At 74.4% G+C, this 20690-nt stretch carries 15 protein-coding genes, 1 tRNA gene and 1 riboswitch; of the genes, 12 read left to right on the top strand and 4 right to left on the bottom strand.

What is annotated here, in order from left to right; translation table 11 throughout:
- Positions 1–64: 64 nt before the first annotated feature.
- Positions 65–1417 (bottom strand): UDP-N-acetylglucosamine 1-carboxyvinyltransferase, encoded by a 1353-nt coding sequence (gene murA, locus ACF1AK_RS25375; protein ID WP_391501107.1) that lies wholly within the window; start codon positions 1415–1417, stop codon positions 65–67.
- 299 nt (positions 1418–1716) lie between these two features.
- Between murA and ACF1AK_RS25370 the strand changes: the two genes are divergently transcribed.
- The 6 genes from ACF1AK_RS25370 to ACF1AK_RS25345 all read left to right on the top strand — a co-directional run bounded on the left by ACF1AK_RS25370 (position 1717) and on the right by ACF1AK_RS25345 (position 9168).
- Positions 1717–2301 carry a YqgE/AlgH family protein gene (locus tag ACF1AK_RS25370; protein ID WP_391501106.1) on the top strand — a complete coding sequence of 195 codons (585 nt, stop codon included), beginning with the start codon at positions 1717–1719 and terminating at the stop codon, positions 2299–2301.
- Between the two features lie 82 nt (positions 2302–2383).
- On the top strand, positions 2384–2662 hold the full coding sequence (locus tag ACF1AK_RS25365) for a DUF3039 domain-containing protein (RefSeq protein WP_391501105.1): 279 nt from the start codon (positions 2384–2386) through the stop codon (positions 2660–2662).
- Positions 2663–2752: 90 nt separating this feature from the next.
- Entirely contained in the window at positions 2753–4360 is a 1608-nt protein-coding gene (locus ACF1AK_RS25360; RefSeq protein ID WP_391501104.1) for a beta-N-acetylhexosaminidase, read from the top strand.
- A 322-nt stretch (positions 4361–4682) separates the two neighbouring features.
- Positions 4683–5549, top strand: a complete 867-nt coding sequence (locus ACF1AK_RS25355) for an FAD binding domain-containing protein (protein WP_391501161.1) — start codon at positions 4683–4685, stop codon at positions 5547–5549.
- The gene (locus tag ACF1AK_RS25350) at positions 5546–6844 is read left to right on the top strand and encodes a (2Fe-2S)-binding protein (RefSeq protein WP_391501103.1); all 1299 of its coding nucleotides are present in this window, start codon (positions 5546–5548) and stop codon (positions 6842–6844) included. Before ACF1AK_RS25355 ends, ACF1AK_RS25350 begins: the two co-directional genes overlap by 4 nt.
- Positions 6841–9168, top strand: coding sequence for a xanthine dehydrogenase family protein molybdopterin-binding subunit (locus ACF1AK_RS25345; protein WP_391501102.1), 2328 nt, complete (start codon positions 6841–6843; stop codon positions 9166–9168). Before ACF1AK_RS25350 ends, ACF1AK_RS25345 begins: the two co-directional genes overlap by 4 nt.
- Positions 9169–9274: 106 nt before the next feature.
- Here ACF1AK_RS25345 and ACF1AK_RS25340 read toward each other — a convergent pair.
- Positions 9275–9346: transfer RNA gene (locus ACF1AK_RS25340), tRNA-Cys, on the bottom strand.
- A 248-nt stretch (positions 9347–9594) separates the two neighbouring features.
- A riboswitch (guanidine-III (ykkC-III) riboswitch) is annotated at positions 9595–9660 on the top strand.
- A 46-nt stretch (positions 9661–9706) separates the two neighbouring features.
- On the opposite strand from ACF1AK_RS25340, the gene ACF1AK_RS25335 reads away from it, so the two are divergent.
- The gene (locus tag ACF1AK_RS25335) at positions 9707–10021 is read left to right on the top strand and encodes a DMT family transporter (protein WP_391501101.1); all 315 of its coding nucleotides are present in this window, start codon (positions 9707–9709) and stop codon (positions 10019–10021) included.
- Positions 10022–10122: 101 nt separating this feature from the next.
- Positions 10123–11562 carry an MFS transporter gene (locus tag ACF1AK_RS25330; RefSeq protein ID WP_391501100.1) on the top strand — a complete coding sequence of 480 codons (1440 nt, stop codon included), beginning with the start codon at positions 10123–10125 and terminating at the stop codon, positions 11560–11562.
- 37 nt (positions 11563–11599) lie between these two features.
- On the opposite strand, the gene ACF1AK_RS25325 is transcribed toward ACF1AK_RS25330, so the two are convergent.
- Positions 11600–12850: a hypothetical protein gene (locus ACF1AK_RS25325; RefSeq protein ID WP_391501099.1), complete on the bottom strand. Its 1251-nt coding sequence runs from the start codon at positions 12848–12850 to the stop codon at positions 11600–11602.
- A gap of 437 nt (positions 12851–13287) precedes the next feature.
- Between ACF1AK_RS25325 and ACF1AK_RS25320 the strand changes: the two genes are divergently transcribed.
- From ACF1AK_RS25320 to ACF1AK_RS25310, 3 genes are read left to right on the top strand one after another with little or no spacing between them, the layout of a single operon-like run.
- A complete protein-coding gene (locus ACF1AK_RS25320; RefSeq protein WP_391501098.1) occupies positions 13288–13932 on the top strand; it encodes a class F sortase in 645 nt (214 codons plus the stop codon).
- A complete protein-coding gene (locus ACF1AK_RS25315; protein WP_391501097.1) occupies positions 13929–15266 on the top strand; it encodes an alpha/beta hydrolase in 1338 nt (445 codons plus the stop codon). Before ACF1AK_RS25320 ends, ACF1AK_RS25315 begins: the two co-directional genes overlap by 4 nt.
- Positions 15263–17869, top strand: a complete 2607-nt coding sequence (locus tag ACF1AK_RS25310; RefSeq protein WP_391501096.1) for a bifunctional lysylphosphatidylglycerol flippase/synthetase MprF — start codon at positions 15263–15265, stop codon at positions 17867–17869. The genes ACF1AK_RS25315 and ACF1AK_RS25310 overlap by 4 nt, the downstream gene beginning before the upstream one ends.
- 111 nt (positions 17870–17980) lie before the next feature.
- Here the strand turns inward: ACF1AK_RS25310 and ACF1AK_RS25305 are convergent, their stop codons facing one another.
- Positions 17981–18412, bottom strand: coding sequence for an SsgA family sporulation/cell division regulator (locus tag ACF1AK_RS25305; protein WP_391501095.1), 432 nt, complete (start codon positions 18410–18412; stop codon positions 17981–17983).
- Positions 18413–18740: 328 nt separating this feature from the next.
- Here ACF1AK_RS25305 and ACF1AK_RS25300 point away from each other — a divergent pair, with 328 nt between their 5' ends.
- Positions 18741–20573 carry a DEAD/DEAH box helicase gene (locus tag ACF1AK_RS25300; RefSeq protein WP_391501160.1) on the top strand — a complete coding sequence of 611 codons (1833 nt, stop codon included), beginning with the start codon at positions 18741–18743 and terminating at the stop codon, positions 20571–20573.
- Positions 20574–20690: the final 117 nt, after the last annotated feature.

Genomic DNA, 20690 nt, shown 5'->3' with positions numbered 1-20690 from the left:
AACGCCCGGGAGGCCGGGTCCCCCTCGTGGGGACCCGGCCTCCCGTCGTCGGCGGGGGCGCCGGTCAGGCGCCGACCAGCTCCTCGCCGGCCCGCTCGCTCGGCAGCTCGACGTGGGCGCCGAGGTCGCGCAGCTTGTCCATGAAGTTCTCGTAGCCGCGGTTGATCAGGTCGATGCCGTGCACGGTCGAGGTGCCCTCGGCCGCCAGCGCCGCGATCAGGTAGGAGAAGCCGCCGCGCAGGTCCGGGATGACCAGCTCGGAGCCGATCAGCTTGGACGGGCCGGAGACCACCGCGGAGTGCAGGAAGTTGCGGGCGCCGAAGCGGCACGGGGTCGCGCCCAGGCACTCGCGGTAGAGCTGGATGTGCGCGCCCATCTGGTTCAGCGCACCGGTGAAGCCCAGCCGCGACTCGTACACCGTCTCGTGCACGATGGACAGCCCGGTCGCCTGGGTCAGCGCGACCACCAGCGGCTGCTGCCAGTCGGTCTGGAAGCCGGGGTGCACGTCGGTCTCCAGCGCGATCGCCTTGAGCTCGCCGCCCGGGTGCCAGAAGCGGATGCCCTCGTCGTCCACCTCGAAGGCGCCCCCGACCTTCCGGAAGGTGTTGAGGAAGGTCATCATCTCCAGCTGGCGGGCGCCGCGGACGTAGATGTCGCCCTTGGTGGCCAGCGCCGCGCAGGCCCAGGAGGCCGACTCCAGGCGGTCCGGCAGCGCCCGGTGGGTGTAGCCGTCCAGCTCGTCGACGCCGGTGATCAGGATGGTGCGGTCGGTGCCCAGGGTGATGATCGCGCCCATCTTCTGCAGCACGCAGATGAGGTCGACGATCTCCGGCTCGATGGCCGCGTTGCGCAGCTCGGTGACGCCCTCGGCGAGCACCGCGGTGAGCAGCACCTGCTCGGTCGCGCCGACCGAGGGGTAGGGCAGCTCGATCTTGGTGCCGCGCAGCCGCTGCTGGGCGACCAGGTAGGTGCCCTGCGGGTGCTTCTCGATGGTGGCGCCGAACTGGCGGAGCACCTCGAAGTGGAAGTCCACCGGGCGCCCGCCGATGTCGCAGCCGCCCAGGCCCGGGATGAAGGCGTGGCCGAGGCGGTGCAGCAGCGGGCCGCAGAACAGGATCGGGATGCGCGAGGAGCCGGCGTGCGCGTCGATGTCGGCGACGTTGGCGCTCTCCACGTGCGAGGGGTCGAGGATCAGCTCGCCCTCCTCGTCCCCGGTGCGCACGGTGACGCCGTGCAGCTGGAGCAGCCCGCGGACCACCTTGACGTCGCGGATGTCCGGGACGTTGCGCAGTCTGCTGGGACCCTGCCCGAGCAGGGCGGCGACCATGGCCTTGGGCACCAGGTTCTTCGCACCGCGGACGCGGATCTCGCCTTCGAGCGGGTTTCCGCCGTGGACCAGCAGGACGTCGTCGGTCATCGTTCTCGCAATCCGGGGTGCCAGAGGAGTGGGTGCGGCTCGGCGACGAGCCATGCGGTGGAACGGTTGCACGGGCGCGTCGGGCCCCCGGCGTGACCGAATCGGCACCGTGGACGGGCGTCCACCATCAGTAGATGGTAGTGGTCGTGCCGATGGTTCCCGTGAGCCTCTCCCGTGATGGTGCTCTCCCCGGGCCGCGCGGCGCGCGCCGGTGCGGCCGTACGGGTGTTCGCGGCGCGTTCCCCGGCCCGCCGGTCTTCGGGTGTCCGCCGCCGGGGGTTCTGCGGGATCATGTGGGCATGACGGCGGCCCATTCGCACGCAGGCCGGTCCCACACCGGCCGTCTGCTCGTCGCGACGCCCGTGCTCACCGACCCGAACTTCGCCCGGGCGGTGGTGCTCCTCCTCGACCACGACGCCGAGGGGGCGCTCGGCGTCGTCCTGAACCGGCCGACCCCGGTGGAGGTCGGCAGCGTGCTGGACGGCTGGGGCGTGCTGGTCGGCCGGCCGGCGGTGGTGTTCCAGGGCGGACCGGTGGCCCTGGACTCGGCGCTCGGCCTGGCGGTGGCGCCGGGGGAGCCGGGCACCGGGGAACCGCTCGGCTGGCGGCGGGTGCATGGCGCGATCGGCCTGGTGGACCTGGAGGCGCCGCCCGAGGTGCTGGCCGGCGAGCTCGGCGCGCTGCGGATCTTCGCCGGGTACGCGGGCTGGGCGCCGGGGCAGCTGGAGACGGAGATCTCCACCGGAGCCTGGTACCTGGTGGACTGCGAGCCGGGGGACATCTCCAGCCCCGAGCCGGAGCGGCTCTGGCGCGCCGTGCTGCGCCGCCAGCGCGGTCCGCTGGCCCTGCTGGCGAGCTACCCGGACGACCCGACGCTCAACTGAGGCGGCCGCCGGACGCGGCATGACACGGGCCGGGGCCGCGACACTGGCCCGGTCTCGCGGGGCGCCCATAGACTTGGCACCCATGAGCACTCTTGAGCCCGAGCGCGGCCTCGGCACCGGCACCCTGGTCGAGCCCGTCCCGCAGGTGTCCCACGGGGACGGCGACCACGAGCGCTTCGCGCACTACGTCCAGAAGGACAAGATCATGGAGAGCGCTCTCTCCGGATCCCCCGTGGTGGCGCTCTGCGGCAAGGTGTGGGTGCCCGGGCGCGACCCGAAGAAGTACCCGGTCTGTCCGATGTGCAAGGAGATCTACGACGGCATCGGCAAGCCGCAGGGCGGCGACGACAAGGGCGAGTAGGCCGTTCCGCTCCTCGCACCGCCGTTTTGCATAGCGCGGCGATTGCCGGGTGGTCTATGCCAGTCGCCCGGGCCGGGGGAGGATGGCGCAATGGACCTCATTCCCGCCCCCGTGAGTTCCGTCCGCCTCCCGGACCAGGACTTCCCGCTCGACTCGACGACCACCCTGACCGCGCCGCCGGAACTGGCCGGGGCCGAACGGTGGCTGCGTTCCTCGCTGAGCGCCGCCACCGGCCTGCCGCTCGCCCCCGGGCGGCCCGGTGAGGGCGTCGAACTGGTCCACGACGACACGCTGGCCGCAGAGGCCTACCGGCTCTCGGTGCGCCCCGGCCACGCCGTGATCACCGCCGGCGGCCCGGCCGGCGCGCTCTGGGGTGCCCAGACGCTGCGCCGGCTGCTCGGTCCGGACGCCTACCGGCGCGCCCCGCTGCGCTCGGAGTGGGTGCTGCCCGGCGTGGACATCGAGGACGCGCCCCGGTTCGGCTGGCGCGGCGCGCTGCTGGACGTCGCCCGGCACTTCCTGCCCAAGGCCGACGTGCTGCGCTTCGTCGACCAGCTGTCCGCGCACAAGCTGAACGTGCTGCACCTGCACCTGACCGACGACCAGGGCTGGCGGGTGGAGATCAAGCGCTACCCGCGGCTCACCGGGACGGCCTCCTGGCGCGAGCGCTCGATGGTCGGCTACCGGGCCGGCCAGCGCCGTGACGACCGCCCGCACGGCGGCTTCTACACCCAGGCCGACCTGCGCGAGATCGTCGCCTACGCGGCCGAGCGGGGCGTCACGGTGGTGCCCGAGATCGACCTGCCGGGCCACACCCAGGCCGTCGTGGCCGCCTACCCCGAGCTGGGCAACACCGACGTGGTGGACACCTCGGCGCTCGGCGTGTGGACCGACTGGGGCGTCAGCCACAACGTGCTCAACGCCTCCGAGGCCACCCTGCGGTTCTTCGAGGGGGTGCTGGAGGAGGTCCTGGAGCTCTTCCCGTCCGAGTTCATCCACCTCGGCGGCGACGAGTGCCCCAAGGAGCAGTGGAAGGAGAGCGCCGCCGCGCAGGCGCGGATGCGCGAGCTGGGCCTGGCCAACGAGGACGAGCTGCAGAGCCACATCATCCGGCACTTCGGCCGCTGGCTGGCCGAGCGCGGACGGCGGCTGATCGGCTGGGACGAGATCCTGGAGGGCGGCCTGGCCCCCGGCGCCGCCGTGTCGTCCTGGCGCGGCTACGGCGGCGGGATCGCCGCCGCCGAGGCCGGGCACGACGTGGTGATGTGCCCGGAGCAGCACGTCTACCTCGACCACCGGCAGGCGCCGGGCGAGGACGAGCCGATCCCGGTCGGCTTCGTGCGCACCCTGGAGGACGTCTACCGCTTCGAGCCGGTGCCGCCCCAGCTCGACGAGGCCGCGGCCCGCCGGGTGATCGGCACCCAGGCGAACGTGTGGAGCGAGTTCATGCACAGCGCCCGGGACATCGACTACCGGGTCTTCCCGCGGCTCGTGGCCTTCGCCGAGGTCGCCTGGTCGGCGCTGCCCACGGACCCGGCCGCGCGCGACTTCGCCGGCTTCGAGCGGCGGATGGCGGGCCACCTGGAGGTGCTGGACGCGCTGGGCGTCGAGTACCGCCCGGCCGCCGGTCCGCACCCGTGGCAGACCTGGCCCGGCGTCCAGGGCCGGCCGATCGAGGGGCTTCCGCCGGTGGTCTGACGGCACGCCGGGAGGGCGGACGGACGATGCGCGCGGGAACTTCCGGGCAGGCGTCGGACGTCAAGAACAGATGAACATCCGACCCGGTCCGGTACGGACCGGGTCGGATACCGCCCGGTATCGGTCCCAATCGGGCAGTACCGTTCGCCCGTCCCGAAATGATCATCGAGCATTGTGTGCCAGAGTTGCCCAACCCGGCCCGATCGCCCGTACCCTACGGGCCAGGCCGGGCTGCCGGAGCGGACACCCGGTCCAGGGCCGCGGGCGGCAGGCGATCGATGAGCAAGTGGAGCACGGTGGGACCCAGGTGAACCGGACGATCATGCTGCCGGCCTCCCTCGACGAGGCCGTCGAAGCGCTGGCCGCTCACCCGGCCGCGGTGCCGGTGGCCGGCGCCACCGACCTGATGGAAGCCGTCAACGCCGGGCGCCTGCGCCCCGCCGCCCTGGTGGGCCTCGGACGGATCACCGAACTGCGCGGCTGGCGTTACGAGGACGGCGGCACCGCCGTGCTGGGCGCCGGGCTCACCCACGCCCGGATGGACCGCCCCGACTTCGCCGCGCTCATCCCCGCGCTCGCCGACGCCGCCCGCACCGCGGGCCCCCCGCAGGTGCGCAACGTCGGCACCCTCGGCGGCAACATCGCCACCGCCGCCCCGGCCGGCGACACCCTCCCGGTGCTCGCCGCACTGGAGGCCAGCGTCACCCTCGCCCGGGCCGGCGCCACCCGCGAGGTCCCGGTCAGCCACCTGCTCACCGGCCTCGACCCGCTGCGCCCCGGCGAGCTGCTCACCTGGGTGCGCGTCCCGCTGCTGCACGCCCCGCAGGTGTTCCTCAAGGCCACCGGCCGCAGCGGCCCGGCCCGCGCCACCGCCTCGGTGGCGCTCGTCCTCGACCCCGCCCGGCGCGCCGTGCGCTGCGCCGTCGGCGCCGTCGCCCCGGTGCCGCTGCGGCCGCTGGAGGCCGAGGCCTGGGTGGCCGGCTGCATCGACTGGGACGGCTCGCGGGAGATCGACCCCGCCGCGACCGCCGCCTTCGGCGACTACGTGGCCGCCGCCTGCGTCCCCGAGGGCTACGGCGCGGAGGGCGCCTGGGAGGCCGTCACCGAGGGGCCGAGCGCGGCCGCCGTCCGTCTGCGGCGTACCGTAGCCGTGCTGGCCCGCCGGGCACTGGGAAGGGCGCTCAAGTGACCACAGACCACCCCATCGAGGCCCTGGACGCGGGGCTGCTCGACCACGCGCACGACCACGCGCCGCAGGTCAGCCGCGAGCTGCGGCCGACCACCTCGTACACCCTGCGGGTCAACGGCTTCGAACGGCCCGTCAGCGACGCCTGGATCGGCGAGAGCCTGCTCTACGTGCTGCGCGAGCGGCTCGGCCTGGCCGGCGCCAAGGACGGCTGCGAGCAGGGCGAGTGCGGGGCCTGCTCGGTGCAGGTCGACGGGCAGCTGGTGGCCGGCTGCCTGGTGCCCGCCGCGCTGGCGCAGGACAGCGAGATCAACACCGTCGAGGGCCTGTCGGCCGCCGGCGGCGCCAGTGACGTCCAGCAGGCGCTGGCCGAGTCCGGCGCGGTGCAGTGCGGCTACTGCGTGCCCGGCCTGGCGATGGCCGTGCACGACCTGCTCCAGCGCAACCACCGGCCCACCGAGGTCGAGGCGCGCCAGGCGCTGTGCGGCAACCTCTGCCGGTGCACCGGCTACCGGGGCGCGCTGGCCGCCGTGCAGAGCGTCGCCGACGCGCGCGCGGCGGAGGCCGGGGCGGCGGACGCCGCGCCCGCCGCCGAGGAGGGCGACCGGGCCGCGGCGGCCCCCGCCCCCGCCCCCGCCCCCGTGCCCGCCCCGGACCCGGCCCCCGCCGCCGGGCCCGCCGCGGAGGAGCCCGCGACCGCCGCCGACCTGCCGGTGTACACCGACGGCGACGCCTGGATCGAGCACGTCCCGCAGCCCCCCGCCGAGCCGGCCGCCCCCGCCCCCGGCGCGCCGTACGGCACCGCCGACGGCCCGGGCGGCTACGACAGCGGGGTGTACGACACCACCGTGCTGGCCCCGGTCCGGGACGTCCCGCCGCCGGCCGACGGCTCCACCGGCTTCCACCCGGCCCACCCCGGCGGCCCGTACCCGGCGGACACCACCCCGGCGCACGGCACCTACCCGCCCGGGACCGGCTACCCCGGGACGGCCGGCTACCCGCAGCAGCCCGGCTACGACCAGGCCCCCGGCTACGACGCTCCGGTCTACGACGGCCAGGCCTACGACGGGCCCGTGTACGAGACCCCGGCCGCCGGCACCCCGCTGCCGGGCTACGACGCGGCCGGGTACCCGCAGCAGCCCGGCCACGACGGCGGCACCCCCGCCCACGGCACGCCGTACATCCCCACGCCCCCGCACGGCGGCGCCCCGGCCGGGGGCGCCGCCCCCGCCGGCGTCCCGTACGGCGCCACCCCCGCCCACGGCATCCGGCTCCCCGAGGACGACCACGCATCATGACGTCGCCTACCGACATCGGCGCAGCACTCCAGCAGGACGGCGACGCGGGCGGCACGACGGAGCCGTTCGGCCTGGGCAGCTCCCCGCTGCGCAGCGACGCCCTGCCCAAGGCGCTCGGCATCTACCCGTACGCCGCCGACCTGTGGGCCGAGGGCCTGCTGTGGGGCGCGGTGCTGCGCTCGCCGCACCCGCACGCGCGCATTCGCGGCATCGACACCTCGGCCGCGCTGGCCCTGCCCGGCGTGCACGCCGTGGTCACCGCCGCCGACCTGCCGGCCGGCCCGGACGGCCTGCCGGACGGCGCGCCGACCGGTCCGATCGTCGCCGACCGTCCGGTCCTCGCCGCCGGAGTGGTCCGCCACCACGGCGAGCCGGTGGCCGCGGTCGCCGCCGACCACCCCGACACCGCCCGGCTCGCGGTCGGCCTGATCACCGTCGACTACGAACCGCTGGACGCCGTCACCGACCCCGAGCAGGCCTTCACCGCCCCGCCGCTGCACCCGGACGGCAACCTCTTCCGCCACCTGCCGCTGCGCACCGGAGACCCGGAGGCGGCCGGCGAGATCGTCGTCGAGGGCCTGTACCAGGTGGGCCGCCAGGACCCGGCGCCGCTGGGCGCCGAGGCGGGCCTGGCCGTGCCGCGCCCGGACGGCGGGGTCGAGCTGCACCTGTCCTCCACCGACCCGCACGGCGACCGCGACCGCACCGCCGCCTGCCTGGGCCTGGAGCCGGACCGGGTCCGGCTGGTGGTCACCGGTGTGCCCGGCGCCACCTCCGACCGCGAGGACCCGTCCTTCCAGGTCACCCTGGCGCTGCTGGCGCTGCGCACCGGCCGCCCGGTGAAGATGACGCTCACCCGTGAGGAGTCCTTCCACACCCACGCCTCGCGGCACCCGGCGCTGCTGCGCTACCGCCACCACGCGGACGCCGAGGGCCGGCTGGTGAAGGTCGAGGCGCAGATCCTGCTGGACGGCGGCGCCTACGCCGACGTCTCGGCCGAGGCGCTGGCCGCCGCCACCGCCTTCTCGGTCGGCCCTTACAACTGCCCCAACGTCTTCGTGGACGCCTGGGCGGTGCGCACCAACAACCCGCCGGCCGGGCGGATGCGCGGCGAGGGCGCGCTGCAGGCGTGCTTCGCCTACGAGTCGCAGCTGGACCAGCTGGCCGCCCGGGTCGGCATCGACCCGGTGGAGGTGCGCCGCCGCAACGTGATGGCGACCGGCGACCCGCTGCCCACCGGACAGGCCGTCACCTGCCCCGCCCCGGTGGGCGCGCTGCTGGAGGCCGTCGCCGCCGAGCCGCTGCCGGCGCTGCCGGTGGACGACCCGGACGCCGAGTGGCTGCTGCCGGGCGGGCCCGGCGGCGCCGGGGACCCGGCCGCGGTGCGGCGCGGCATCGGCTACGCGCTGGGCATGGTGCACATGCTGGGCGCCGAGGGCGAGGACGAGGTCGCCACCGCGACCGTGCGGGTGAGCGGCGACCACGCCACCGTGATCTGCGCCGCGGTCGACGCGGGCCAGGGCTTCGCCACGCTGGCCCGGCAGATCGTGCAGAGCGTGCTGGGCGTCGGCGAGGTGTACATCGCCCCGGCCGACAGCGACCAGTCGGTGGCCGGGCCGTCCGCCCGCGGCCGGCACACCTGGGTGTCCGGCGGCGCGGTCGAGCGGGCCGCGCTGATGGTCCGCCACCAGCTGCTCCAGCCGATCGCCGCCAACTTCGGGATGTCCGCGGAGCTGCTGCAGATCGCCGACGGCAAGATCACCTCGTACGACGGGGTGCTCGGCATGCCGGTGGCCGAGGCGCTGGAGGGCAAGGAGCTCTGGGCGACCGCGCAGTGCCGCCCGCACCCGACCGAGCCGCTGGACGAGGCGGGGCAGGGCGACGCCTTCGTCTCCATCGCGTTCTGCGCGATGCGCGCGGTGGTCGACGTGGACATCGAGCTGGGCGCCGTCCGGGTGGTCGAGGTGACGGTGGCCCAGGAGGTCGGCCGGGCGCTGAACCCGCGGCAGATCGAGGACCGGATCGAGGCCGGGGTCGCCCAGGGCGTCGGGCTGGCCCTGCTGGAGGACCTCCGCACCGAGGGCGGTCTGCTGGCCAATCCCTCGCTCACCGGCTACCGGCTGCCGACCGCGCTGGACACCCCGGAGATCCGGGTCGCCGCCCTGCTGGAGGAGCGCGACGTGGTGGCGCCGTTCGGGGCCAAGGCGGTCAGCGCGGTGCCGGCGGTGACCGCACCGGCGGCGGTGGCCGCGGCGGTGCGCGCCGCGACCGGTCTGCCGGTGGGCCGGCTTCCGATCCGCCCGGAGGACGCCGTCACCGCCTGAGCGGCCGGCCGGGGAATTCGCCGGGAGGGCCCGTCGAATTCCCCGGGGAAATGCATGACGAATTGCCGGCGGGCGCTTTTCGCGCCGACCGGCAATTCGTTTTCGGAGGCCATGACGGGAATCGAACCCGTGTACACCGCTTTGCAGGCGGTTCCCTCAACCACTCGGGCACACGGCCATGGGGGTGAAACTGGTGACAGGCTGGACTGCGGGGGCGCCTCAGGCGCAGCGGCAGCAGCGACAGGCGCGACAACAGAGGGGAGCGGGGGCGCAGGTGCGGGGCGCGGGGGCCGCCGTCTTCCTGTCCATGTCCGACTCCTGTCGTCGTCCGCCGTGTTGGTGAATTCAGTTTGGCGGAATGCCGGGCGGAACGTCAATATCCTTTTGTAAATTCCGTGTGGCGAGGTGTGTGCTACCGTCGGGGACAGGCGGGTCCCGCGCGGACCGCCCCGGACGAGCGCGTCGTACCCGGTCAGGACAAGACGGCGCAGTGACAGCGGCAACCCGGCCGCTGCCGACTGCGGAAGGTGCGATCGTCATGGCTTGGCTCGTTCTGGTTCTCTCCGGCATCCTGGAGACCGTCTGGGCGGTTGCCCTGGAAGCCGGCAAGGGGTTCTCCCGCCTGGTCCCGACCGTGGTGTTCGGGGTGGCGCTGGCGCTGTCGATGGGCGGCCTGGCGTACGCGATGCGCTCGATCCCGATCGGCACCGGCTACGCGGTGTGGGTGGGCATCGGCGCGGTCGGCACCGCGCTCTACGGCATGGCGGTGCTGGGTGACGCGGTGACCCTGGCCCGGATCGGCTGTCTGCTGCTGATCGTCTCCGGCGTGGTGGGCCTCAAGGTGCTGCACTGACCCCGCGCCCACCCCAGGCCCGGTCCTAGGACCGGAGGCGGAGCCGGAATCCCGACCGGAGTCAGGGGCCAACGGGCTGGACGCGCCTTACGATCATACGTATGACCACAGCCTCCGCCGCCCCGGCCGACACCGATCCCGTCCCGATGCCGACCGACCCCGGCGGCGGGGTGCTGGGCGACCGCTTCCGGGCCCTGACCCTGGGGATCGTCTCGGTGGTCCTGGTGATCGCCTTCGAGGCGACGGCCGTCAACACCGCGATGCCGGTGGCCGCCCGCGAGCTGGACGGGCTCGGGCTGTACGCCTTCGCCTTCTCCGGCTACTTCACCACCACCCTGTTCGCGCTGGTCGTCTCCGGCCAGTGGTGCGACCGCAGCGGCCCGCTGCAACCGCTGTTCACCGGCATCGCGGTGTTCGGCGCGGGCCTGCTGGTGGCGGGTGCGGCACCCGGGATGTGGATCTTCGTCGGCGGCCGGGCGATCCAGGGCCTCGGCGGCGGCCTGGTGATCGTCGCGCTCTACGTGGTGGTCGGCCGGGCCTATCCCGAACGGCTGCGGCCCGCGGTGTTCGCCGCCTTCTCCTCCGCCTGGGTGCTGCCCTCGATCATCGGCCCGGTGGTCTCCGGCGCGGTCACCCAGCACCTCGGCTGGCGCTGGGTGTTCCTCGCCGTGCCGGCGCTGATCCTGCTGCCGCTGGGCGTCATGGGCCCGGCGCTGCGCCGCTCGGAGAAGGCGCAGCCGGTGCTCAGGGGCGCCGCGTTCGACCGCCGCCGCACCGGGCTGGCCGCGATGGCCGCGCTCGGCGCCGGGCTGCTGCAGTACGCGGGCCAGCGGCTGGACCTGGTCGGTCTGCTGCCGGCCGTCGCCGGGGCGGCGCTGCTGCTCCCCGCGGTGCTCGGCCTGCTGCCGGCCGGGACGCTGCGGGCCGGGCGCGGACTGCCGACGGTGATCCTGCTGCGCGGGGTCGCGGCGGGGGCGTTCTTCGCGGCCGAGGCGTTCATCCCGCTGATGATGGTGACCGAGCGCGGCCTGTCGCCGACGCTGGCCGGGCTCACCCTGACCAGCGGCGGGCTGTCCTGGGCGCTCGGCTCCTGGATCCAGGGGCGGCCGGGGGCCGAGCGGTACCGCACGCTGATGATCCGCGGCGGCTTCGTGCTGACCGCGGTGGCCATCGCGGGGGCCTCGCTGGTGCTCGTCCCGGCGGTGCCGGCCTGGGTGGCGGCCGTCGCCTGGGGCGTCGGCGGGATCGGCATGGGCCTGACGGTCGCGAGCGTCAGCGTGCTGATGATGAAGCTGTCGACGCCGGAGGACGCCGGGGCCAACTCGGCCTCGCTCCAGGTGAGCGACGCGCTGGGCAACGTGCTGCTGGTGGGCCTGTCCGGGGTGCTGTTCGCGGCGCTGGGCGGAGGCTCGGTGGCCGCCGCCCACGACGGCGCCGCGGGCACCGGCTCGACCGGCGCGTTCGCGGTGATCTTCCTGACCATGACCGGGGTCGCGCTGCTCGGCGCGCTGGTCTCGGGGCGGGTCCGCAAGGCCGGCTGAGGAACCGGCCGGCGGCGGGGGCCCGGCGGGCGGGGCGTCAGAAGCTCTCCCAGCCGCCGGCCGGGGCCTGGCCGGGGCCGAGGGTCTGCAGCTTGCGCAGCACCGCCGGGTCCTGGGCGTCCAGCCAGTCCACCAGCTGGCGGAAGGAGACCAGCCGGACCTCGGGCCGTCCGGCGATCGCCCCGAGCACCTCCTCGACGGCGTTCATGTAGATGCCGCCGTTCCACTCCTCGAAGTGGTTGCCGATGACGAACGGCGCGCGGTTGGTGGTGTAGGCGCGCTCGAAGCCCATCAGATAGGCGTCCCGGGCCTGGGTCTGGAAGCCGGGGTGGAGCGACGGGTCGGCCTTGGTGTTGCTGCCGCACTGGTTGAACATGATGTTGTAGTCCATCGACAGCACCTGGAAGGTGTGCCCGGGGAACGGGATGGACTGCAGCGGGAGGTCCCACAGCGCGCCGCCCTGGATCTTCTGCGGCCAGGTCTGGGTGCCGTTGCCGCTGCTGTCGTAGCGCCAGCCGCGCTTGACGGCGGTGGGCAGCAGGTTGCGCTGCCCCTCCAGGCAGGGGGTGCGGCTGCCGATCAGCTCCTTGCGGTAGTCGAACGGCAGGGCCGGCAGGTCGGTGAAGCCGGTGTTGGTCCGCCAGTTCATCACGAAGTCCATCGCCTGCTGGATCTCGCTGTCCCACTCCTCCGGCGACCACTTGCCGACGCCGGTGGCGCCGCAGAAGTGGCCGTTGAAGTGGGTGCCGATCTCGTGGCCCTCCGTCCAGGCGGCGTGCAGGTTCTCCAGGGTGTCGCGGATGTGCTGGTCGCTCAGGTAGCCGATGTCGGAGGCGCCGGCCTTGTGCTGCGGCGGGCGGTAGAGGTCCTTGCGGGACTCCGGCAGCAGGTAGAGGCCGCTGAGGAAGAAGGTCATCGAGGCGTTGTGCTCCCGGGCGAGCCGGCGGAAGCGGGCGAACAGCCCGTTGTCGAGCTCGCCGGCGCCGTCCCAGGAGAAGACCACGAACTGCGGCGGGCGCCGTCCGGGCTGCAGCACGTCGGGGACGGGCTGGCCCGGCTGGGGGCCGGTGTCCGAGGTGGAGCCGTCGCCGATCAGGGTGACCGGGGGCTTGGCCGCCTCGGTCGGCACCGCCGCGTGGTCCTCGGCCGGGGTGGCCGGCGCCGGGGCCGGGGCCGGAGTGGTCGCCTGCCCGTCGCCCGGGTCCCTCCGGGCCCCGCAGCCCGCGGCGAGGGCGGCGGCGCCGGCGGCGCCCGCGGCCAGCAGGGTGCGACGGGAGAGGGCGTCCATGGTCACTCCGTTCGTGGGGCGTGCGCGGGGCGGGGCACGGCAGGCACGGCGCGCGGTCCTCCGGGCGGCCGGGGCCCGGTCGGACAAGTGCGGTGATAGGCCTGTGAACGGGGTCAGCATGGCATGCGATCGAGATCGATCAATGCTGCACCACGGGCGGTCGGAACTCATCGCCCGAAGGATGCAACCGGGACGGCGTTCCTGAGTGTCCGATGAAGAGATCGTCGTCATTCCTGGGAACCGCCAGGTGACCGGAGGGTGGCGTGACGGTGACGTCTCGCCCCTAGGGGCAGGGTGATGCCCCATTGGCCCTGCCGATCGGCGGGAGTGAGTACGACCAACGTATGAATGTGGCATAGGGTCCGATCCGGTTGCATGGTTCCCAGGAACTTCCCAGGAACCGGTGACCGGTCCGACGTCAGCAGAGGGGAGCGCCGGTGGGCGCCCAGCAGAGCAGGAGCCCGTGGCCGGGCACCTTGGCGGCCGGTGCCGCGCTCGTGCTGGGGGCGTGGCTGCTGCACGACGGCCCGTCCGCCGTGCTCCCCCCGGCCCCCGGTGCCGGGCAGGCCCTCACCGGCTTCGCCCCGGTCTCCGTGGTGCCGCCGCTCGGCCCCTCCCGGCCGACCCGGATCCGCATCCCCGCCGTCCGGCTCGACGCCCCGGTCACCGGCCTCGGTCTTGACCGGGACGGCCGCCTCCAGACCCCGCCGCAGGAGGACCGCAACCTCGCCGGCTGGTACCGGGACGGCGCCGCCCCCGGGCAGCGCGGTACCGCGATCATCGCCGGCCACGTCGACAACGACAGCGGGCCCGCCGTCTTCTACCACCTGGGCGCCCTGCACCGCGGGGACCGGATCGAGATCCTCCGCGAGGACGGCCGGACCGCCGTCTACCAGCTCTACGCCATCGAAGTGCACGACCGAAAGGACTTCCCGGACGAGCGGGTGTACCGCCAGGCCGCCGACGCCCAACTCCGGGTGATCACCTGCGGCGGAGGCTTCAGCGAGGAGCACGGCTACGACGGCAACGTCGTCGCCTACGGCTTCCTCGCCGACACCACGCGTCCCGGGAAACCGGTATGACCTCCCTCGCCCTCACCACCGCCGCCACCGAACTCGCCGTTCGCTGGAACCCGCTCGACTGGCCGCTCACCCGCGGCCCGATCCCGTACGCCGTGCTCGCCGCCGGCTGCGCCTCGCTGGCGCTGCTGTCCCTCTCCCGCGACCGGCGCTGGCTCGGCCTGCGCCCGGCCGGTGCCGCGCTGCTCACCGCCGCCGTCACCGCCGCGATCAAGATCGTCGTGGACGGGTGGTGGCACCCCTTCCCCGAGGGCACCCCCGACTACGTGCTCGGCTGGGTCGCGCTCGCCGTCCTCGCCCTGGCCCTGGCCGGCTTCCGCGCCCCGCTGCTGCCCGGCCGGCGGCGGTTCCTGGCGGCCGGCGGTGCGGTCCTGGTCGTGCTGATGGCGGCCTCGCAGGTCAACCGCGGCTTCGACCAGTACCCGACGGCCCGCGTCATGCTGGCGCCCAGGACCCAGGCGCTGACCACCGGCAAGGCGCCCGAGGTGGTCGCCGTGCCGGCCGGCAAGGTGCTGGAGGAGGTCTGGCAGGCCCCGGCCGGCCTGCCCGAGAAGGGCACCGTCTCGACCGCCCCGATCCCCGGGACCAGGTCCGGCTTCGAGGCCCGCGACGCCTACGTCTACCTGCCCCCCGCCTACCAGGCCAGCCCCCGGCCGCTGCTGCCGGTGCTGGTGCTGATGGCCGGCCAGCCCGGCAACCCGTCCGACTGGGTGAACTCCGGCGGCATGCAGGAGCGGCTGGACGCCTTCGCCGCCGAGCACCGGGGCCTCGCCCCGATCGTGGTGATGGTGGACCAGATCGCCACCATGTGGGGCAACAGCCTCTGCATGGACTCCAACGTCGCCCGGGCCCAGACCTACCTCGCCGAGGACGTGCCCGACTGGATCCGCGGCCACCTGCAGACCGCCGCCGGCCGCGGCGCCCTCGCCATCGGCGGCGCCTCGCTCGGCGGCACCTGCGCGCTCCAGCTGGCCGTCAACGCCCCGCACGTCTACGGCTCGTTCATCGACATCTCCGGCCAGGACGAGCCCACCCTCGGCAGCCACGGCGAGACCGTCGAGAAGGCCTTCGACGGCGACGAGAAGGCCTTCGCGGCCGTCGACCCGGCGCAGCTGATGGCCACCCGCCGGTACCCGGACACCGCCGGCGTCTTCGCGGTCGGCGCCGGTGACGACGACTTCCGCCCGCAGCAGGAGACCATGTACGCCGCCGCGCAGAAGGCAGGGATGAAGGTGGAGTTCCAGCCGATCCCCGGGGGCCACAGCTGGACGGTGTTCCGCGAGGCGCTCGACCGCAACCTGCCCTGGCTCGGCCGGCAGACCGGGATGACCCGGTGATCCGGCTCGGCTCCGCACCCGCCCGCGGCGCGGTGGGCGAACGGAAGCCGCGGCGGGACGGCGAACAGCCGTGCCCCAGGGTCCCCGAGCAGTCCCGCGGCACGGGTTCCGCCCCCGGCCCCGGGGCCCCCGCCCCGCGTTCCCCGCGGCGCCTCGCCGGAGCCGCCGCCGGCCTCGGCGCCCGGGTGGCCGTCCGGCTCGGCGAGGCCCCGCTGACCCTGGTGCTGCTGGTCGGCCTCTGGGCCGTCGGCGCCGCCACCGGCAGCCTCGGCCGCGGCCCGTCCGGGGCCCTGCTGGAGCAGGTGGGCGTCGGCACCCCCACCCTCGGCGCGGGCCGCTGGTGGACGCCGTTCACCTCGCTGTTCTGGTGCTCCGGCACCGGTGCCTACGTCTTCACCAGCCTGCTGCTGCTCCTGGTCGCCCCGGCCGCCGAGCGCCGGCTCGGCCCGCTGCGCACCCTCGGGGTGGTGGTCGCCGGGCAGCTGGCCGGCACCCTGGCCGGTACCGGCGTGGTCGCGGCCGGGGCCGCGTTCGGCGAGCAGTGGACCGCCTCGGTGGTCGGCCAGACCGCCGTCGGCCCCGGCGTCGGCCTGTTCGCGCTGGCCGGTGTGCTGGGCTACCGGCTGACCGTGCTCTGGCGGCGCCGGCTGCACCTGCTGGTGGTGCTGGTTCCGCTGGTGATGACGCTGTACGTCGGGCACCTGCAGAGCGTGCAGCGCTTCTCCGGCGCCCTGGCCGGACTGGCCGCCGGCGCGCTGCTCACCCGCGGCCGCCCGCACCTGCGCTCGCACCGCTCCTCGCACACCGAGACCCGGGTGCTGGTGGCGCTCTGCCTGGTCGCCGCCGCCCTCGGCCCGCTGATCGCCTCGCTGTACGACAACGCGGCCGGCCCGTTCAACACCTTCTCGGAGATCTACCTCTCGCACCGGCTCAGCCCGGACGAGGTCGCCGACTTCTGCGCCGTCTCGGCCCACGACTGCGCCCGCGCGCACGCCGTCGAGCGGATCTTCGACACCCCGGCCCGGCTGATGGCGGCGCTCTTCCCGGCCCTGCTGCTGGTGCTGGCCGAGGGGCTGCGCCGCGGCCTGCGGCTCGCCTGGCGGATCACCGTCGCCACCGAACTGCTCTGGGCCGCCATGCTGGTCTGGCTGTTCACCGAGTCCGGCACCGGCTCGGGCGGCGCCTTCCAGTACGTCGTCGAGGCGCTGCTGCTGCCGCTGCTCACGGCCGGCCTGCTGCTGGCCACCCGCAAGCGCTTCCCGCTGCGGCTGCCGCGCGCGGTGCTCGGCCGGCTGGCCGCCGTGCTCGGCGGCGCGCTGGTCCTCGCCGGCGCCGCGTACACCGGGCTGGGCGTGCTGGTCGCCGGGCAGTTCGAGCCGGGCGCGACCTTCGGCGGGCTGGTCGCCGGGCTCCCCGCCCAGTACCTGCCGCCCGCCTACAACGACCTGCTGCCCGACTACCCGATCGCGGTCGGCCCGTTCGCCCGGATCCTGGAGACGTACTGCGGGCCGGCCTTCTGGGCGGTCGCGCTGGGCGCGCTGCTGATGGTCTTCCGCCGGCCGGTGGTGCACGTCGACGCCGAGGACGCCGCGCGGGCCCGCACCCTGCTCACCGAGCACGGCGGCGGCACGCTCTCCTTCATCACCACCTGGGACGGCAACCACTACTGGTTCGACGAGGACGGCCGGGCGGCCGTCGCCTACCGGGTGCTGAACACCGTGGCGCTGACCACCGGCGACCCGTTCGGCGAGCCGGAGGCGCGCGCCCGCGCGGTGGCCGGATTCGCCCGGTACTGCGACGCGCGCGGCTGGACGCCGTGCTTCTACAGCGTCACCCCGGAGACCAGGGCCGCCGCCGGACAGCTCGGCTGGCGCTCGCTGCAGGTCGCCGAGGACACCGTGGTCGCGCTGCCGGGCCTGGCGTTCACCGGCCGCAAGTGGCAGGACATCCGCACCGCGCTCAACAAGGCCGGCAAGCAGGGCATCACCGCCGAGTGGTGGTCCTACGACGAGGCGCCGCTCGCGCTGAAGGAGCAGATCCGGGCCATCTCCGAGGAGTGGGTCTCGGAGAAGGGGCTGCCCGAGATGGGCTTCACCCTCGGCGGCCTGGAGGAGCTGGCCGACCCGGCGGTGCGGCTGCTGGTCGCCGTCGGCGAGGACCGCACGGTGCACGGGCTGACCAGCTGGATGCCGGTCTACGAGAACGGCGAGACGGTCGGCTGGACGCTGGACTTCATGCGCCGTCGCTCGGAGGGCTTCCGCGGCGTCACCGAGTTCCTGATCGCCTCCGCCGCGCTGGGCTTCAAGCAGGAGGGCGCGCGTTTCCTCTCGCTCTCCGGCGCACCGCTCGCCCGCTCCGAGAAGGAGCCGCCGACCGGGCTGCAGAAGACGCTGGACTGGCTGGGCCGGGCGCTGGAGCCGGTGTACGGCTTCCGCTCCCTGCTCGCGTTCAAGGCGAAGTTCCAGCCGGAGTACCGGCCGATGTACATGGCCTACCCGGACCCGGCCGCGCTGCCCAGCATCACCCGGGCGATCGGCAAGGCGTACCTGCCGCACCTCACGCCGGCGCAGGGCGTGCGGCTGATGCGCAAGCTCTCGGCGTAGGGGGCGCCGGAGCGGCCCGGTCACGTGCCCGCCCCGGAGGCGGGTGGGCGGGTGGCAGCAGCAGGCGCCCGGGCCCGGTCCCGGGCGGCTGCCGACACCTCGCCGGGCCGCTCAGCCGAGCAGCTGGGCGAGGGCGCGGTCGGCGTCCAGGTGCAGGTGCTCCTCGCCCTCGGGGACGAGCAGGCGGCTGCGCCACAGGAAGCGCCGCAGGTCGGCGGTGTCGAACTGGACCATCGCGGTGCCCTCGGGCGCGCGCAGCTCGACCACGGTGCGGCGGCCGAGCGCGGGCCGGACGTGGACGTCGCCGATGCCGGTGGGCACCTCCAGGCCGGCGGCGAGCAGCGGGCGGGCGAAGACCCAGACGATGTCGTCGCAGTCCGGGCCCCCGTCGGCCGGATCGTCCAGCGAGAACTCGGCGGGGAAGGCCATCCGGACGGCGAGCGGGTCGTCCGGGAGGTAGGTCAGGGTGACCCGCAGCCGGACGGAACGGTGGGCGGAGAGGATCAGGCGGGCCTGGACGGTCTCTTCGGCGATGGCGTGCACGGCGGTTCCCTTCTGTGGGGTGGGAGGCCGGTGGCGGCTGTGGGGTTGGGGCGGCCTCACCCGGAAGAGAGGCGGTGGAGGGGGTTCCGCTTACCGCGTTTTCCGGACTTTCCCGGGTGATACACGTCACATCGATTTCCGGCCGAACCCGCCGCCGACCGGGCCCGACCGCGCCCCGCCCGGCCCCGCCGCGGCCGCCCGAACGGCCCCGGGACCGGTACGCTGGGCGGGTTGTCCGAACGCCGCCCGACCGTGGGACGGGGCTGCAAAACCGCCTCCGGCCTGCGACGATCCCCCCTCGGAGACCGTGAGTACTGCCGCCGCCCCGATGCCGCTCTTCTCCGACGCCCAGGAGCCGCACGCGCCCGTCCGGGGCGCCGGCCAAGCCGCGCCGGCCTCCTCGCACCACCTGTCCCCGGCCTTCCCCGGCCGTGCCCCCTGGGGCACCGCGGGAAAGCTCCGGGCCTGGCAGCAGGGGGCGCTGGACAAGTACATCGAGAACCAGCCGCGCGACTTCCTCGCCGTCGCGACGCCGGGCGCGGGCAAGACCACCTTCGCGCTGACCCTGGCCTCCTACCTGCTCCACAACCACCTGGTGCAGCAGGTCACCGTGGTCGCGCCGACCGAGCACCTGAAGAAGCAGTGGGCCGAGGCCGCCGCCCGGATAGGCATCAAGCTGGACCCGGCGTACTCCTCCGGGCCGCTCTCCCGGGAGTACCACGGCATCGTGGTCACCTACGCGGGGGTCGGCGTGAACCCGATGCTGCACCGCAACCGGACCGAGGCCCGCAAGACGCTGGTCATCATGGACGAGATCCACCACGCCGGTGACTCGAAGTCCTGGGGCGAGGCCTGCTTCGAGGCCTTCGAGCCGGCCTCCCGGCGGCTGGCGCTGACCGGTACGCCGTTCCGCTCGGACACCAACCCGATCCCGTTCGTCCAGTACGAGGCGGGCGGCGACGGCATCCGCAAGTCGGTCGCCGACTACACCTACGGCTACGGGCACGCGCTCGCCGACCACGTCGTCCGCCCGGTGATCTTCCTCTCCTACAGCGGCAACATGCGCTGGCGCACCAAGTCCGGCGACGAGCTGGAGGCCCGGCTCGGCGAGCCGATGACCAAGGACCTCATCGCCCAGGCCTGGCGCACCGCGCTCTCCCCGCAGGGCGAGTGGATCCCCTCCGTGCTGCAGGCCGCCGACCGCCGGCTCACCGAGGTCCGCAAGGCGATCCCGGACGCCGGCGGCCTGGTGATCGCCACCGACCAGACGGTGGCCCGCGCCTACGCCAAGATGCTGCGCGGGATCACCGGCGAGAAGGTCACCCTGGTGCTCTCCGACGAGACCGAGGCCTCGAAGCGGATCTCCGACTTCGCGGCCGGGACCTCGCGCTGGATGGTCGCGGTGCGGATGGTGTCCGAGGGCGTCGACGTGCCCCGGCTCTGCGTCGGGGTGTACGCCACCTCGATCTCCACCCCGCTGTTCTTCGCCCAGGCCGTCGGACGCTTCGTGCGCGCCCGCAAGCGCGGCGAGACCGCCTCCGTCTTCCTGCCGACCATCCCGATGCTGCTGGGCTTCGCCAATGAGATGGAGCTCCAGCGCGACCACGTGCTGGACCGGCCGAAGAAGGAGGGCGAGGGCCTCTTCGACGAGGAGGACCGGCTGCTCGCCGAGGCCGAGCGGGCCAACGACGGCCCCGACGGCGCGGGCGGCGAGGAGTTCTCCTACGAGGCGCTGGGCTCCGAGGCGGTCTTCGACCGGGTGCTCTACAACGCCATGGAGTTCGGGATGCAGGCGCACCCGGGCAGCGAGGAGGAGGAGGACTACCTCGGCATCCCGGGCCTGCTGGAGCCGGACCAGGTGCAGATGCTGCTGCAGAAGCGCCAGCACCGGCAGATTCAGCGGAGCAAGGGCAAGCCGGCCGAGGAGGCCGACCTGCTGGAGCTGCCGGCCGAGCAGCGGCCGGTGGTGACCCACCAGGAGCTGCGCGAGCTGCGCAAGGAGCTGAACGCGCTGGTGGCCGCCTGGCACCACCGCACCAGCCAGCCCCACGGGACCATCCACAACGAGCTGCGCCGGCAGTGCGGCGGTCCGCTGACCGCGCAGGCGACGGCCAATCAGCTGAAGGCGCGGATCGCCAGGATCAGGGAGTGGGCGAAGTAACGATCCGTCGGCGCGCAACGGACCGCGGGACCGTAAAGGTCACATGACGTTCGGATATACGCGAAGGATTTGTGGAGACATTCGGTCGGATGATCGGCTAGTGTTCCGCGTGCCGCG

The sequence above is a fragment of the Kitasatospora sp. NPDC015120 genome, assembly GCF_043080305.1.
In the GTDB taxonomy this organism is placed as follows: Bacteria; Actinomycetota; Actinomycetes; order Streptomycetales; family Streptomycetaceae; genus Kitasatospora.
The sequence above is the reverse complement of the archived record's forward strand: the minus strand, read 5'-3'. Positions and strand labels throughout refer to the sequence as shown.

What these genes read in the sequence shown, in the direction of transcription:
- murA (WP_391501107.1), bottom strand. Translation starts at nt 1,417, where the DNA reads ATGACCGACGACGTCCTGCTGGTCCACGGCGGAAACCCGCTCGAAGGC.
- ACF1AK_RS25370 (WP_391501106.1), top strand. Translation starts at nt 1,717, where the DNA reads ATGACGGCGGCCCATTCGCACGCAGGCCGGTCCCACACCGGCCGTCTG.
- ACF1AK_RS25365 (WP_391501105.1), top strand. Translation starts at nt 2,384, where the DNA reads ATGAGCACTCTTGAGCCCGAGCGCGGCCTCGGCACCGGCACCCTGGTC.
- ACF1AK_RS25360 (WP_391501104.1), top strand. Translation starts at nt 2,753, where the DNA reads ATGGACCTCATTCCCGCCCCCGTGAGTTCCGTCCGCCTCCCGGACCAG.
- ACF1AK_RS25355 (WP_391501161.1), top strand. Translation starts at nt 4,683, where the DNA reads ATGCTGCCGGCCTCCCTCGACGAGGCCGTCGAAGCGCTGGCCGCTCAC.
- ACF1AK_RS25345 (WP_391501102.1), top strand. Translation starts at nt 6,841, where the DNA reads ATGACGTCGCCTACCGACATCGGCGCAGCACTCCAGCAGGACGGCGAC.
- ACF1AK_RS25335 (WP_391501101.1), top strand. Translation starts at nt 9,707, where the DNA reads ATGGCTTGGCTCGTTCTGGTTCTCTCCGGCATCCTGGAGACCGTCTGG.
- ACF1AK_RS25330 (WP_391501100.1), top strand. Translation starts at nt 10,123, where the DNA reads ATGACCACAGCCTCCGCCGCCCCGGCCGACACCGATCCCGTCCCGATG.
- ACF1AK_RS25325 (WP_391501099.1), bottom strand. Translation starts at nt 12,850, where the DNA reads ATGGACGCCCTCTCCCGTCGCACCCTGCTGGCCGCGGGCGCCGCCGGC.
- ACF1AK_RS25315 (WP_391501097.1), top strand. Translation starts at nt 13,929, where the DNA reads ATGACCTCCCTCGCCCTCACCACCGCCGCCACCGAACTCGCCGTTCGC.
- ACF1AK_RS25300 (WP_391501160.1), top strand. Translation starts at nt 18,741, where the DNA reads ATGCCGCTCTTCTCCGACGCCCAGGAGCCGCACGCGCCCGTCCGGGGC.